11 protein-coding genes are annotated in these 14,322 nt (G+C 75.7%); 8 read left to right on the top strand and 3 right to left on the bottom strand.

All coding sequences use genetic code 11. The annotated features are described in order from the left end of the window. The first annotated feature begins 77 nt into the window (after window positions 1-77). The gene (locus tag ACQUSR_RS03400) at window positions 78-482 is read left to right on the top strand and encodes a sel1 repeat family protein (protein ID WP_431041021.1); all 405 of its coding nucleotides are present in this window, start codon (window positions 78-80) and stop codon (window positions 480-482) included. Window positions 483-516: 34 nt separating this feature from the next. Here ACQUSR_RS03400 and ACQUSR_RS03395 read toward each other — a convergent pair whose 3' ends face one another. From ACQUSR_RS03395 to ACQUSR_RS03385, 3 genes are all read right to left on the bottom strand, one after another. Further along, a complete protein-coding gene (locus ACQUSR_RS03395) occupies window positions 517-1,401 on the bottom strand; it encodes a biotin-dependent carboxyltransferase family protein (RefSeq protein WP_431041020.1) in 885 nt (294 codons plus the stop codon). Continuing rightward, entirely contained in the window at window positions 1,398-2,054 is a 657-nt protein-coding gene (gene pxpB / locus ACQUSR_RS03390; protein ID WP_431047345.1) for a 5-oxoprolinase subunit PxpB, read from the bottom strand. The genes ACQUSR_RS03395 and pxpB overlap by 4 nt, the downstream gene beginning before the upstream one ends. Before the next feature lie 152 nt (window positions 2,055-2,206). Next, window positions 2,207-2,989: a LamB/YcsF family protein gene (locus tag ACQUSR_RS03385; RefSeq protein ID WP_431041019.1), complete on the bottom strand. Its 783-nt coding sequence runs from the start codon at window positions 2,987-2,989 to the stop codon at window positions 2,207-2,209. Window positions 2,990-3,137: 148 nt separating this feature from the next. Between ACQUSR_RS03385 and ACQUSR_RS03380 the strand changes: the two genes are divergently transcribed. From ACQUSR_RS03380 to ACQUSR_RS03350, 7 genes are all read left to right on the top strand, one after another. Then, window positions 3,138-3,857 carry a GntR family transcriptional regulator gene (locus ACQUSR_RS03380; protein ID WP_431041018.1) on the top strand — a complete coding sequence of 240 codons (720 nt, stop codon included), beginning with the start codon at window positions 3,138-3,140 and terminating at the stop codon, window positions 3,855-3,857. Between the two features lie 166 nt (window positions 3,858-4,023). Beyond that, complete coding sequence (locus tag ACQUSR_RS03375) at window positions 4,024-4,815, top strand: DUF969 domain-containing protein (RefSeq protein WP_431041017.1); 792 nt, start codon at window positions 4,024-4,026, stop codon at window positions 4,813-4,815. Next, window positions 4,812-5,780: a DUF979 domain-containing protein gene (locus tag ACQUSR_RS03370; RefSeq protein ID WP_431041016.1), complete on the top strand. Its 969-nt coding sequence runs from the start codon at window positions 4,812-4,814 to the stop codon at window positions 5,778-5,780. Before ACQUSR_RS03375 ends, ACQUSR_RS03370 begins: the two co-directional genes overlap by 4 nt. 28 nt (window positions 5,781-5,808) lie before the next feature. Next, complete coding sequence (gene pcp, locus ACQUSR_RS03365; protein ID WP_431041015.1) at window positions 5,809-6,453, top strand: pyroglutamyl-peptidase I; 645 nt, start codon at window positions 5,809-5,811, stop codon at window positions 6,451-6,453. 131 nt (window positions 6,454-6,584) lie between these two features. Then, entirely contained in the window at window positions 6,585-8,108 is a 1,524-nt protein-coding gene (locus tag ACQUSR_RS03360) for a hypothetical protein (RefSeq protein WP_431041014.1), read from the top strand. A gap of 64 nt (window positions 8,109-8,172) precedes the next feature. Beyond that, on the top strand, window positions 8,173-9,075 hold the full coding sequence (locus tag ACQUSR_RS03355; protein ID WP_431041013.1) for a hypothetical protein: 903 nt from the start codon (window positions 8,173-8,175) through the stop codon (window positions 9,073-9,075). 86 nt (window positions 9,076-9,161) lie between these two features. Further along, entirely contained in the window at window positions 9,162-14,282 is a 5,121-nt protein-coding gene (locus ACQUSR_RS03350; RefSeq protein WP_431041012.1) for a hypothetical protein, read from the top strand. Window positions 14,283-14,322: the final 40 nt, after the last annotated feature.

Below are 14,322 nucleotides of genomic sequence, written 5' to 3'. Positions count from 1 at the left end.
TGAACGACCATCAGGCACGGCCTTCCCCGGTGTCATGCGGAGCGTCACAATGACGGGCGGGGGAAGAGGGGGCGGCCATGCGCGGACCTTGGGCCTGGTGGCGGCGGCGCGGCAGGCGGCGCGGTGGGACCGGCGGTCTCGACCCGGAGCTGCTCGCGGCGGTCCACTCGGCGTACGAACGCGGCACCCCGGTCCCGGAGGCGGCCGCCCGCGCGGCGGCCGAGGCCGGTGACCGGCGCGGCATGACGGTCTACGGAATCGGCCTGGGCAACAGGGGCGAGTACGAAGAGGCCGAGCACTGGCTGAGGTCGGCAATGGCGCTCGGCGACGTGTCCGCGTCGGTGGTGCTCGGCACCCTCCACCTGGACCTCGGCCGCTACGCCGAGGCCGAACGGGTGCTGCGCCCGGCGGCCGACCGCGGCCACTCCGGTGCCCGGCTGGCCCTGCGCGAGGCCCGCGCCCGCCGCAACGGCCACGGGTAGGCCGTACCCGGCGGATCGCGACGCCTGCGGCGCGTCACGTCCGGCGGTGGCGGGGCGGACGGGGCAGGAAGTGGACCGGGGTGCCGGGGAGCGCCTGCGCCGCGGCGTCCAGGTGCGGCTCGGGCACCACCCCGATGACCGGGTAGCCGCCGGTCGTCGGATGGTCGGCGAGGAAGAGCACCGGCCTGCCGTCGGGCGGCACCTGCACCGCGCCGCGCACCATGCCCTCGCTGGGCAGCTCGTCCGCCCGGGCGCGCTCCAGGGCGGGCCCCTCGGTGCGCAGCCCGATCCGGTTGCTCGCCGCCGAGACGCGGTAGCCGCCGGCGGCGAGGGCGCGCGGCGCCGCGGCGGTGAACCAGTCGTGGCGTGGACCGAGGACGAGGGGCAGCACCAGTTCGCGGGGGAAGCCGGTGCGGGCCGTGACCGGATCCGTCGCCGCGGGCGGCCCGTACGGCAGACCGAGCCGCAGCACACGGCCGTCGGCCAGCGGCGCCGGACCGAGGCCGGAGAGGATGTCGGTGGCGCGGCTGCCGAGCTCCGGCTCCACCTCGACCCCGCCGCCGAACGCGACGTAAGCGCGTACCCCATGGGTGGCGGCGCCCACCTCCAGCAGCGACCCGGCGGGTACGCGCACCGGGGCGCCCCAGGCCGCGGGCCGCCCGTCGACGGTGACCGGGCAGGCGGCGCCGGTGACCGCCGCGGTGGCCGCCCGGCGCAGCCGTACGGCGCAGCCGGTGAGGGTCGTCTCCAGCGTGGCGGCCGTCTCGGGATTGCCCACGAGGCGGTTGGCCAGCCGGTGCGCGCCGGGGTCCAGCGCCCCCGAGCGCGGGACGCCGAGATGGGCGTGCCCGGGGCGGCCGAGGTCCTGGACGGTGGTGAGGACGCCCGCCCGTACCACCGCGAAGGCGCTGTCCGTCACGGTGCCGCTCCGGATCCCCGCCCCGCCTCACCCGCCGGGACCGGTACGAAGCGGACCCGGGTGCCGGGTGCGAAGAGCGCCGCCGGATCGCGCGCCGGGTCCCACAGCACCGCGTCCGTGGTGCCGATCAGCTGCCAGCCGCCGGGGGAGGATCGTGGGTAGACGCCGGTGTAGGGGCCGGCCAGGGCGACGGCCCCGGCGGGCACGGCGGTCCTGGGCGTCGCGCGGCGCGGTACGTGGCGGTGCTCGGGCAACCCGGTCAGATAGCCGAAGCCCGGCGCGAACCCGCAGAAGGCGACGCGGAATTCGGTGGCCGCGTGGAGCGCGGCGGCCTCGGTGGGGGAGACGCCCCACAGCGCGGCGACCTCGGCGAGGTCCGGCCCGTCGTACCGTACCCGGACCTCTACGGTGCGGGTCTGGGCGCGGGTGAGCGGCGGTATCCGCCAGTGCTCCAGCTCGGCGGCGAGCCGCGCGGGGTCCGCGACGCCGTCCAGCAGGACGGTGCGGGCCGCGGGCACGATCTCGCGGACGGGCGGCAGCTCGTGCCGGGCCGCGCGGCGCAGGAGTTCGGCGTGCAGGGCCTCGGCGGCCTCGCCGGACTCGGCCTCCAGGAGCAGAGCGTGGTCGCCGACCGGGAGGCCGCGTACCCGGATCGCGGAGGGCTGCGCGATTCCGCCGCGGGTGCCGCCGCCGGTGCCGGTGGCGGTGGCGGCGCTCGTGCCCGTGTCCGTGCCCGCGCTCGTGCCCGTGCCCGTGCCCGTACTCGCACTTGTACCCGTACGGATTCCGGTGTCGGGGTCGGCCGTCACGCGAACGCCTCCACGCGCACGCCCGCGGCATCGAGTCCGGCGCGTACACGGCGGGCGAGTGCGGCGGCGCCTGGCGTGTCGCCGTGCACGCACAGGGACCGTACGCGCAGTTCGAGGCGGCGGCCGTCCACCGAGGCCACCGCGCGGTCCCGGGCGATGCCCAGCGAGCGCTCCAGCACGGCGTCGGGGTCGGTGACCAGGGCCTCCGGTGCGCCGCGCGGCACCAGCGTGCCGGAGGCGGTGTAGGCCCGGTCGGCGAACGCCTCGGCGACCACGGGCAGTCCGGCCGCGTCCGCCGCCGCGTGCAGCCGGGAGCCGGGCAGGCCGAGCACCGGCAGCGGCGCGCCGGCGGCCGCCAGCGTCACGCCCTCGACGACCGCGGCCGCCTGCTCCTCGTCGTGGACGGTCCGGTTGTACAGCGCGCCGTGCGGCTTGACGTACGACACGCGGGAGCCCGCCGCGCGGGCGAACACCTCCAGCGCGCCGATCTGGTAGGCGACTTCGGCGGCCAGTTCGCGCGGCGGGACATCCATGGCGCGCCGTCCGAAGCCGGCCAGATCGCGGTAGGAGACCTGGGCGCCGATGGCCACCCCGCGTTCGGCGGCGGTCTCGCAGACCCGGCGCATCGTGGCGGGGTCGCCACCGTGGTAGCCGCAGGCGACGTTCGCGCTGGTGACCACGGACAGCAGTGCCTCGTCATCGGTCAGCGGCCAACGGCCGAAGCCCTCGCCGAGGTCGGCGTTGAGGTCGATCGTCAGGTCCTGGGCGGTTGCGGTCATGCCCGTCAACGTAGAGATTGTTCAACAATCCGACAAGGGGGATGTTGTCTCGGTCTCGCTTTACGGTTTGACTTCTGCTGCCCTCGCGGAGGGCGCGCGAGGGCGCAAACCGTTATGAAGGCGCGAAGAGCGGGGCAAGGAGAACGGCGTGGCGAACGGGGCCGAGCGGCGGCTCGCCGAGGCGGCGGCGGTGTCGGAGCTGGAGACGGACCGCCCTCTGCTGGGGCGTACCAGCACCGCGGAGCGGGTCGCGGACGTGCTGCGCGACCGCATCGCCGAGGGGTTCTTCCCGCCCGGCACCCGGCTGTCCGAGGACAGCATCAAGGGGGCGCTCGGCGTCTCGCGCAACACCCTGCGCGAGGCGTTTCGGCTGCTCACCCACGAACGGCTGCTGGTGCACGAGCTCAACCGCGGGGTCTTCGTGCGCGTGGTGAGCGTGGCGGACCTGACCGACATCTACCGGGTGCGCACGCTGGTCGAGTGCGCGGCCGTACGGAGCCTGGGGGAGCCGCCCTACCGGCTCGACGCCGTGGAGGCGGCGGTCGCGGCGGGCGAGCGGGCGGCCCGGGAGCGGGAGTGGCAGGACCTGTCCACCGCCAACATCCGCTTCCACCAGGCGGTCGCGGGCCTGGCGGGCAGCCCGCGCACGGACGAGCTGATGCGCGCCGTGCTGGCGGAACTGCGGCTGGTCTTCCACTTCATGGACGACCCGCGCCGTTTCCATGCGCCCTACCTGACCCGCAACCGGCAGATCCTGGAGGCCCTCCAGGCCGGAGACGCGGCCGAGGCCGAGCGGCTGCTCGCCGCGTATCTGGAGGACTCGCGGCGGCAGTTGGCGGGCGCGTACGCGGAGCGCGTCCCCTCGTAGCCGGGGATTCCCAGTCCCGCCCCCCGGGGTCCGCCGCCGTACTGAGGCGACCGCCACCCGCAGAAGCGATCACCGATCAACCTCTTGTCGGATCGTTGAACAATCCCCTAGCCTCCGGGGAAACTTCCTCAACGCCCCCTGCGGGCCCCGCGCGGAAGGCGGACGCATGATCGTTCTCCTCGGCGTGCTCGTGGTCGTCGTCGGCTTCGCCACGAGACGCAACCCCCTCCTGGTGGTGGGCGCGGCGGGCATCGCCACCGGACTCCTCGGCGGCCTGACGCCGCGCGAGGTGCTCGCCGCGTTCGGCGACGGCTTCGCCTCCAGCCGCTCCGTGACGATCTTCGCCATCACCCTGCCCGTCATCGGCCTGCTGGAGCGCCACGGCCTCCAGGAGCAGGCCCGCGGCCTCGTCTCCCGCTTCGCCAAGCTCACCACCGGCCGCTTCCTCACCCTCTACCTGGCGCTGCGTCAGGTCACCGCCGCGCTCGGCCTGATCAGTGTGGGCGGCCCGGCCCAGACCGTGCGTCCGTTGGTCGCCCCCATGGCCGAGGGCGCCGCGGAACGCCGCTTCGGTCCGCTGCCCGACAAGGCGCGCGAGAAGATCCGGTCGTTCTCCGCCAGCGCCGACAACGTCGGACTCTTCTTCGGTGAGGACGTCTTCCTCGCGGTCGGCTCCATCCTGTTGATCACCGGGTTCGTCAACACCACGTACGACACCCATCTGGAGCCGCTGCACCTCGCCCTGTGGGCCATTCCCACCGCCCTGTGCGCGCTCGTCGTGCACGGCTGGCGGCTGCTGCGCCTGGACCGGCAGTTGGAGCGCGACCTGCTCGCCGGAGCTGGAGCCGGAATCGGAGCCGGAGCCGGATCGGGAGCCGGAGCCGGCTCCGGACCGGCCGCCGCGTCCGCGGGGCCGGACGCGCCCGAGGCCCCCAACGCCCCGGAGGCCGTCAAGTGATCAAGGCAGAGTGGTTCTTCTGGCTCGTCGGCGCCGTCTTCCTGGTGATGGCCGCCCAGATGCTCACCGACCGCAGCAACCCCAAACGCCATGGCAGTGCCGCCTTCTGGGGGCTCATCGGCGCGGGCTTCATCTACAGCTCCTGGGTGGTGGAGGACAAGGCCCCGGCCGAGCCGCTCGGCGCCGCGGTCCTCGTCATGGCCTGCCTCGCCGGGTTCGGTCTCACCGGCCGCGGCGAGCCCCGCACCACGACCCGCGAACAGCGCGCGGCGAGCGCCGCCCGTCTGGGCGGCAGGCTCTTCGTTCCCGCCCTCACCATCCCCCTGGTCGCCATGGTCTGCGCGGTCGGCGTCAAGAAGCTGTCCGTCGGCGGCGAACCGGTCCTGCAGAAGGGCAGCGAGACCATCCTGGGGCTCGGCATCGGAGCGGTGGCCGCGCTCGTCGTCGGCATGGTCATGCTGCGTGAGAAGCGCCTGTCCGTCCCCGTCCACGCCGGGCGCTCCATGCTGGAGGCCATGGGCTGGGCGATGCTCCTGCCGCAGATGCTCGCCACGCTCGGCAGCATCTTCTCCGTCGCCGGGGTCGGCACCGAGGTCGGCAAGCTCACCACCAAGGTGCTGCCCGACGGCTCGCTCCACCTCGCCGTCGTCGTCTACTGCGTCGGTATGGCCCTGTTCACCGTGATCATGGGCAACGCGTTCGCCGCCTTCCCGGTGATGACCGCCGCCGTCGGCTGGCCCGTCCTCGTCCAGCACTACGACGGCAGTCCGGCCGCCGTCCTCGCCGTCGGCATGCTCGCCGGGTTCTGCGGCACGCTCGTGACCCCCATGGCCGCCAACTACAACATCGTTCCGGCGGCCCTGCTGGAGCTCAAGGACCAGTACGGGCCGATCAAGGCCCAGCTGCCCACCGCCGTCATCCTGCTCGGCTGCAACATCGCGATCATGTCCGCTTTCGCGTTCTGACAGACACCGCCCCGAGGAGAGCCTGCGTATGACCCGGGTCCTGCTGACCGGATTCGAGCCCTTCGGCGGCGGGGAGACCAACCCGTCCTGGGAGGCCGTCCGCGCCGTCGCCGCGCACCCGCCGCCCGGCCTGAGCTTCACCACCGCCGAGCTGCCCTGCGTCTACGGCGCGGCGCTCCCCGCCCTGACCGCCGCCGTCCAGGACGGCGAACCGGACGTGGTGCTCTGCGTCGGCCAGGCGGGCGGGCGCCCCGACATCACGGTCGAACGCGTCGCCATCAACCTCGACGACGCGCGCATCCCGGACAACGCGGGCGCGCAACCCATGGATGAACCGGTTATACCGGGTGGACCGGCCGCCTACTTCGCCGCGCTTCCGGTCAAGGCGTGCGTGGCCGCCGTACGCGCGGCGGGCGTGCCCGCCTCCGTCTCCCACACCGCCGGGACCTATCTCTGCAACCACGTCTTCTACGGGCTCATGCACCTGATCGCCACCGAGCGGCCGGCGCTGCGCGGGGGCTTCGTCCACGTCCCGTATGCTTCCGCGCAGGTCACCGACCGGTCCGCGCCGTCGCTTCCCGTGGCGGCCGCCGCCGAGGGGCTGCGCGCCATCGCCGCCACCGCGGCCGCCCGTACCGACGACATCCGGGCTGTGGGCGGCGCCACACACTGACGCCGCGGGCGGCGCTCCGATGCCGCGGGGTGCCGGTCCGATGCCGCAGGGGTGCCGGTCCGACGCCGCGGAGGCCGGTCCGAGCCGTGCCGTTTCGTCCGCTGTCAGTGTGACCGCCTACGCTGTGCGACGTGACTTCTGCACCCCCCGGGGCCGCTGCGCCCCAGCTCAACGGGCCTGCCCGCCCCGCCCCGGGCCCGGCCGCCGACGAGGGCCTTGCGCGGCGGCTGCGCGCGCTCGCGTGCACCGCGCCACTGCACGACCTCGACGCGCGCAAGGCCAACCTGGCCGGGGAGTACGGGGTGTACGCGATGGCCGAGGTCGCCCTCGCCGCCATCGACCTGGTCACACTCCACATGGACTTCGACACCGGCGCCGACCACGAGCAGATAGTGGCCAAGCTCCTCCCGCGCATCGCCGCCCAGACCCCGCGGCGGCCCGCCGCCGAGCACGATCGCGTCGCCCGCTGGGTGCTGGAGAACCTGATCAACGTCGGCAGTGTGGACCGCGGCTTCCGCGCCGTCTACGGCACCTTCGACGCCGACGGCGCGTACGTCCGCCGGGACTACGACTTCAAGCTGATCGAGGAGGTGCCGGGCCCGGGCGGCACCGTCTTTCTGCGCACCACCGACGAAGCCGTCAACGTCCTGGTCGGCGCCCTCGACACCGACGTCACCAGCGCCCAGATCGCCGCCGAGGTGAAGCTGGAGGTGCTCATCAGCCGCGGCCGGCTCGCCGACGCCCAGCTCGCGGCCGAGCAGGCCCGGTACCGCACCGTGCAGTACGCGGAGCACCTGCGCAGGACCCTGGAGGCCACCCGGCGCAACGTCCGCGCCGTCGACTGGCTCAACAGCGTCCCCGACATGATCGCCGAGGCGCTCGACCACGTCGCCGACCGCTACCGCCACGAGAACGCGATCCTCACCAACATCCGCAAGGCGCGCGACGAGGCCGAGGACGCGGAGCACAAGCGGCGCGCCGCCGAGCTGGTCGACATCGTCAAGGACTGCATCCGCCGCCACACCCAGCTGCAGTCCCGGCTGCTGGAGGCCGGTCCGCTGTTCCGCGCCGAGCAGGACCGGCAGGCGTTCGCCCCGCCCGCCGCGCGCGCCGGACTCGACCTGTACGGACAGCTCGTCGCCCCGGCCCTGCCGCTCCCGGTCGAACGGGCGATCCGCGTCACCGACGCCTTCTTCACCCACGGCACCGGTCTGCGCACGCCCGTCTCGGTACGGGTCGGGGACCTGGTCGACATGCTGCTGACCCCGCCCGTGGAGCGCGAGCACCTCGGTGCCGAGATGCCCGAGCCGGACCTGGTCGCCACCCCGGACGACAGCCGGTTCAGCGAGGAGCAGCTCGCCGCCGCCATGGAGCTGCTGGACCTGCCGCCCGACGCGCCCCGCAGGCTCTCCGGCCTGCTCGCCGAGGCACGCCGCCGCGACCCCGAACTGCCGTACCTGGTCGCCCTGCTGGCGGTGCACGCCGCCAGCCCGCCGGTCGGCACGGCGTACCGGCAGGGCGAGCAGTCCCTCCTCTTCGCCGTCGACGACGGCGCCGTGCTCGACGACCCGGAGTTCGGCGGCGCGGATCTGATCGTGGGGACGGCGCTGCTGGATTCGGCCGGAATGGCCGCCGACCGCGCGGAGGCGGCGTGATGAGCCTTCGCAAGCGCAGAGCTGTGGGCTCTCGTCCCCACAAACCGGTACGTAAGGTGCAGCCATGATTGAGTACGACGTCGACGACGCCACGCCCCCCGCAGGGGAACCGGAGGCGGGCACTGCGCCCGCCGCCTCCGGCGGCTCCGTCACCCCCGCCGACGCCGCCGACGCGGCCAGGCTCGTCGCCTTCGGGCTCCAGCCCAAGCTGCTGCCCGCCCGCGACGCCGAGTACGCCGAGCTGCTCCGCCGCCACCGCGACGACCCGGCCTTCGCCCGCCTCGCCGACGCGGTCGCCGCCGGGCTCGGCCTGGTCGTGCTGGAGGTGTCCACCCGCGCCGGCATGGCCGTGACCGCCGCCGAAGACTCCGTCTTCGCGGTCCGCATGGGCGACTACGCGCGCCGTGCCGCCTCCGACTCCGCCGACCGCTTCCTGCACGGACTGGCCCACCTGGCGGTCGCCGCCATGGCCTTCCCCCGCCCCGAGGACCTCGCCGACGACGGCTACATCGGCCGGGTCACCGTCAACGGCGTCGACGCCTTCGTCCGGCAGGCCTGCCGCCGCCTGGAGGAGCGCGCCGAAGAGCAAGGGGAGAACACCGACCCGGCCACCGGCGCGCCCGGCCTGGAATCCGCCTGGCGGGTGTACGCGCGGCGCAGCGCCACCGGCGCCACCAAGGACGCCCGCCGGCTGGCCGGCTCCACCACCGGCATCATCGGCAAGGCCGTCGCCTTCCTCGTCGACTCCGGGTTCCTCCAGCGCACCGGCGACGACGCCGGAGGCACGTACCGCACCACCGCCCGCTACCAGCTCCAAGTGCGCGACATGGCGGGCAGCGCGGCCATGTCCGAGCTGCTGGAGCTGGGCGTCGTGCCGGTCGCCGACGGCAGCGCGACCCTGCTCCCGCCCGACGACACCGACGACCTCGACCTGGCCGCCGACGCGGGCCTGCCCTTCCACTCCTGAACCGCGCCGCACGCCCGCCGCGTCTCCGCCCGCCGTATCCCCGCCCCGAGCCCCCGAGCCCCTGAGAACAACGAGAGTCCGCCGCCATGTACGAGCTGTCCCGGGTCCGCCTCTACTCCATCGGGCCGGCCGGTGCGCGCTACGCCGACACCGTGCTGGACCTGCGCGGAGTGGGTGAGCCGGTGCCGAACCCCGCCCCCGCCCAGGCGGAGTTCTTCGAGGAGGAGCCGGTCGGCCCGCCGCGCCGCCCCGCGCCCGCGGGAGTGCTCTTCCTGGAGAACGGCGGCGGCAAGTCCGTCCTGCTGAAGCTGATCTTCTCGGTGATGCTGCCGGGCCACCGCAACACCCTCGGCGGTGCCAGCTCCGGCGTGCTGCGCAAGTTCCTGCTCGCCGACGACTGCGGTCACGTCGCCCTGGAGTGGCAGCACACCGTCACCGGCGAGACCGTCGTCGTCGGCAAGGTCAGCGAGTGGCGCGGCCGCCAGGTCTCCAACGACCCGCGGAAGTTCGCCGAAGCCTGGTACTCCTTCCGGCCCGGCCCCGGACTCAGCCTCGACTCGCTGCCCGTCGCCGAGTCCACCGCCGTGCGCCGCACCGCCGAGGGGGCTTCCGGTGCCCAGGGCAGGCGGCGCACCATGAAGGGCTTCCGCGACGCCCTCACCGAGGCCGGCAAGGCGTATCCGCACCTGGACGTGGTCTGGGTCGAGATCCACGAGCGCTGGAACGAGCACCTCGGCGAACTCGGCCTGGACCCGGAGCTGTTCCGCTACCAGCGCGAGATGAACGCCGACGAGGGCGAGGCGGCGGGCCTGTTCGCCGTCAAGAACGACTCCGACTTCACCGACCTGCTGCTGCGCGCCGTCACCGACACCCGCGACACCGACGGCCTGGCCGACCTGGTCCACGGCTTCGCCCACAAGCTCGGCCGCCGCGCCGAACTCACCGCGGAACGCGACTTCACCGCGGGCTCGCTCGACCTGCTGGGCCGGATCGGCGAGGCCGCCGAGCGGCGCGCCCAGGCCCGCGGCGTGCACGCGGGCGCCGAGCGCCGCACCCGCACGCTCGCCCGCCGGCTGTCCGCCCGGGGCGCAGAGGAGCGCGGCCGCGCCGCCGAACTCGCGCAGGCGGTCGCCGCCGCCGCGCACGCCGTCACCGAGGCCGACGCCGCCCGCGGCCACAGCTCCCTGATCGCCGCAGAACTGGCCTACCGGCACGCCTCGCTGGCGCTCGCCGCGGCCGAGAAGAGCGCGGCCGCACAGCGCCGCGAACTCAACGACGCGCGCACCCTGCACTCCGCCTGGCAGGCCGCCGAGACCGTACTGCGGCACCGGGCCGCCGCCGACCGCTCGGCGCGCGTGGCCGCCGCCATCCGCGAGGCCGAGCGCGACGCCGCCCCCGCCCTCGCCGCCCGCGCCGAGGCCGCCGCCGACCTGGTACGGGCGCTGCACGCGGCCGCGGAGGACGGCGAGCGCGTGGCAGCCGAGGAAGAGGAGCGCTCGGCCGCGCTCCAGCGGGCCGGCGAGACCGCGCACCGCGACGCCACCGCCGCCGCCACCGAGGCGCAGCGCGCCCGCAGCGAGGCCGACCACCTGCGCCAGCGCCTCGCCGAGGTCGAACAGGAGACGGCCGAGGCGGTGCGCGCCGGATGGCTCGACGACTCCGCCCCGGACGCGGACCCCGCCCGCGCCGCCCTCGCCGCCAGCGACGCCGAGAAGACCGCCGTCGCCGCCTGGGACCACGCCCGCGAGACCGCCCGCCAGACCGCGGAGCGCGCCCGCGAGGCGGCGGCCGAGCAGTCCCGCACGGAGCTGGCCGCGGCCCGCGCCGCCGACGCCGCCCAGGCCGCGGAAGCGGCGTACGACGCGGAGCGGCGTGCCGCCGAGGCCCTGGCCGCCGAACCGCGTCTGGCCGAACTCCTGGGCCTGCCCCAGCCGCCCGCCGCCGCGCCGGTCCCGCCCCCGCGCCCGGGCGCCGACCCGCGCCGCCCCCACGCCGCCGAGCCCCCGCGCCCGGGCCGGATCACGGTGCGCGTGGACGAGCTGGACACCGACACGGACGCGGCGACGACCCACGAGCAAGCCCGCACGGCCGTGCCCGCCGACTCCCGCCCCGGCGGTGAGGTCACGGCCCGGATCGAGCGGGACGACGCCACCGGCAGCCCGGCGGCCGGCCGCGAGGCGGAGCCGGTGGCCCCGGGCGAGGCATGCACCGACGACGCCGAAACCCTGGACGCTCCCGGTACCGACACCGGCCCGACCGGCGCCGACCGTGCGGGCGCGGACCTGGTCGCCCCCGACGCCGAGGAGCCGACGGCCCCGGGCGAGGCATGCACCGACACCCCCGACACGCCGGACGCCCCCGGCACCAGCCCCACCGACCAGCCCGGCGGGCACGACCGGACTGAGCCGGAAGGAGCCGTATCCGACGCCGGGCACGGTCGGCCACCCGCCCCCGGCGAGCCGCTCACCGCCGCCGAGCTCGACCGCAACGCCGACGCCCTGCGCGAGCTGCTCGACGACAGCGTCGCCTCCGCCGAGCGCCAGCTGTTCGAGCTCCGTACGGCCGCCGCCGACGACGCCCGCATCCTCGGCGCGCTCGGCGACGGCGGGCTGCTGCCGCCGAGCCCCGACGTGCTGGCCGCGGTGGAGTACCTCGGCGAGCACGGCATCCCCGCGCTGCCCGGCTGGCGGTATCTCGCCCAGGCGGTCGACCCCGCCGACCACGCCGCCGTGCTCGCCGCCCGCCCCGAACTCGTCGACGGCGTCGTCATCACCGACCCCGGCACGCACGCCCGCGCCCGCGAGGTGCTGGGCGCGGCGTCGCTGCTGCCGCGTTCCGCAGTCGCCGTGGGCACCGCCGTCGCGCTGCTCGCGCCGCCGCCCGCCGCCGGAGCGGAGGACGGCGCGGTGTTCCTCGTGCCGCCGAACCCGGCGATGCACGACGAGCGCGCCGCCGACGACGAGCGGCAGGCGCTGCGGGAGCGCGCCGCCGCTCGCGACGAGGACATCCGGCGGCTCGCCGCGCGGCTCGCCGGGGACCGGACGCTGGCCGCCCGGCTGTCCGCCTGGCGGCAGGGCTGCCCGCCCGGCCGGCTCGCCGAACTGGCCCGCGCGGCACAGGAGTCCCGTACGGCCGCGAACGCCGCCGAGCACGAGCGCGCCGAGTCCCGGACCGCCCGCGCCGAGGTGGACGAGACCGCCGCGGAGGCGGCGCGGGTCCGCGACGAGCGGCAGGAGGCCGCGCAGCGGGCCCGCCGCGCCGCCGACGCGCTCGCCGGGCTCGCGTTCCGGCTGCGCGAGCGCGCGGCCTGGCAGACCCGGCTGCGCGAACTCGCCGACGAGGCCGCCGAATCCGAGGAGCGCGCCGGAACGTGCGTGGACCGCGCCCGGGCCGCCGACGAGGACCGGCGCGCCGCACAGCGCGCCGCCGACGACGCCCACCGCACCGCCCGCGCCCTGCGCGCCGAGCGCGCCGAGATCGCGGGCGCGCCCGACGACGTGACCGGCGAGGCCCCGCCGTCCGGGACCTCCCTGCCCGCCCTGCGCGAGGCGTACCGCGCGGCCTCGCAGGTGTACGAGAAGGTCGGCGTCGGCGCCGACCTGCGCGCCGAACAGGCCCGCGCCGAAAGCGACGAGAGCGCCGCCCTGGCCTCACTGGACCGGCTCACCAACAAGGTCCGCACCCGCGCCGCGCAGCTTCTGGAAGGCACCGACGGCGCCGACGGGCCCTCCCGGCAGGCCGCCGCGGCACGCGCCGAGTCGCTGGTGCAGATGCTGGAGACCCGCGCCTCGGCGGCCAGCGAGCAGCTCGGCCGGCTGCGCGGCGAGGCCGAACGCCTGGCCCCCGCCGACGGCGAGGCGCACACCGGCCTGCCCGACGAGCTGGTCCCGGTCGACGCGGACCAGGCCAAGGAGCGACTGCGCACCGCCAACGCCGAACTCGCCTCCCGTACGGACGCGCTGGAGACCGCCCGTACCGCCCACGGCGAGCTGCTGCGCGCCCACCGCGCGGCCGAGGACGCCGCGGGCGGCTTCGACGAGCTCGCCGCCATGCTCCGCGATCTGCTCCGCGACCAGCACGACGGCCAGGGCACCGATGGCGCCGAGGAGCCCGAGGCGTACCGCGGCGACCTCGCCGAGGCCCGCCAGGCGGCCGCCGAGGCCCGCCGGTCCCTGCGCGGCTGCGCGGGCGACCTGTCAGCGGCCGAGGCGGCGGTCCGGGAAGCGAGCGACGTCCTCGTACGGCACGCCAACTCAACCCGCTACGAGCAGGTCCGCACCCCCGCCCGCCAGCAGATCCGCGAACTGCCCGCCGCCGCCCTGCCCGACCACGCCGCCGCCTGGGCCGATGCGTTCGCCCCCCGGCTGCGGGTGCTCACCGACGAACTGGCACAGCTGGAACGCAACCGCGACAGCATCGTGGACCGGCTGCGCGGACTGGTCGAGTCGTGCCTGGCGACCCTGCGCTCCGCGCAGCGGCTGTCCCGGCTGCCCGAGGGACTCGGCGAGTGGTCGGGGCAGGAGTTCCTGCGCATCCGCTTCGAGGACCCCGACCAGGCGACGCTGGCCGAGCGGCTCGGCGAGGTCATCGACGAGGCGACCCGGTCGGCCGTGCGGAAGAACTCCGACCTGCGCCGCGACGGCATGTCGCTGCTCCTGCGCGGCGTGCACGCGGCACTCCAGCCGCGCGGCGTGGCGGTGGAGATCCTCAAGCCCGACGCCGTGCTGCGCGCCGAGCGGGTGCCGGTCGGCCAGATGGGCGACGTGTTCTCCGGCGGCCAGCTGCTGACCGCGGCCATCGCGCTGTACTGCACCATGGCGGCGCTGCGGAGCAACGACCGGGGCCGGGACAAGCAGCGGCACGCGGGCACCCTGTTCCTGGACAACCCCATCGGCCGCGCCAACGCCACGTATCTGCTGGAGCTCCAGCGCGCCGTCGCCGACGCGCTGGGCGTCCAGCTGCTGTACACCACAGGGCTGTTCGACACCACGGCACTCGCGGAGTTCCCGCTGGTCATCCGGCTGCGCAACGACGCGGACCTGCGCGCAGGACTGAAGTACATCAGCGTTGAGGAGCACCTGCGGCCCGGTCTGCCGCAGCAGGCCGAGGGAGCCGGCGCCGAACAGGTGCACGGCCAGATCACGGCGACCCGGATGTTCCGCCGCCCGGACGCCGACGACCCGGAGAGCGGCCCGGGCCCCCGCTGAGCGCGAGGGGACCGGGCTGCCCCGGTCCCCTCACACGCCC

Origin of the sequence: Streptomyces sp. P1-3 (assembly GCF_050613155.1) — a bacterium.
Classification (GTDB): Bacteria; Actinomycetota; Actinomycetes; order Streptomycetales; family Streptomycetaceae; genus Streptomyces.
This window is presented reverse-complemented; position numbering and strand designations above follow the sequence as displayed.

Coding starts and splice junctions, on each gene's coding strand:
- ACQUSR_RS03400 (WP_431041021.1), top strand. CDS start 78: ATGCGCGGACCTTGGGCCTGGTGGCGGCGGCGCGGCAGGCGGCGCGGT.
- ACQUSR_RS03375 (WP_431041017.1), top strand. CDS start 4,024: ATGATCGTTCTCCTCGGCGTGCTCGTGGTCGTCGTCGGCTTCGCCACG.
- ACQUSR_RS03355 (WP_431041013.1), top strand. CDS start 8,173: ATGATTGAGTACGACGTCGACGACGCCACGCCCCCCGCAGGGGAACCG.
- ACQUSR_RS03350 (WP_431041012.1), top strand. CDS start 9,162: ATGTACGAGCTGTCCCGGGTCCGCCTCTACTCCATCGGGCCGGCCGGT.
- ACQUSR_RS03385 (WP_431041019.1), bottom strand. CDS start 2,989: ATGACCGCAACCGCCCAGGACCTGACGATCGACCTCAACGCCGACCTC.
- pcp (WP_431041015.1), top strand. CDS start 5,809: ATGACCCGGGTCCTGCTGACCGGATTCGAGCCCTTCGGCGGCGGGGAG.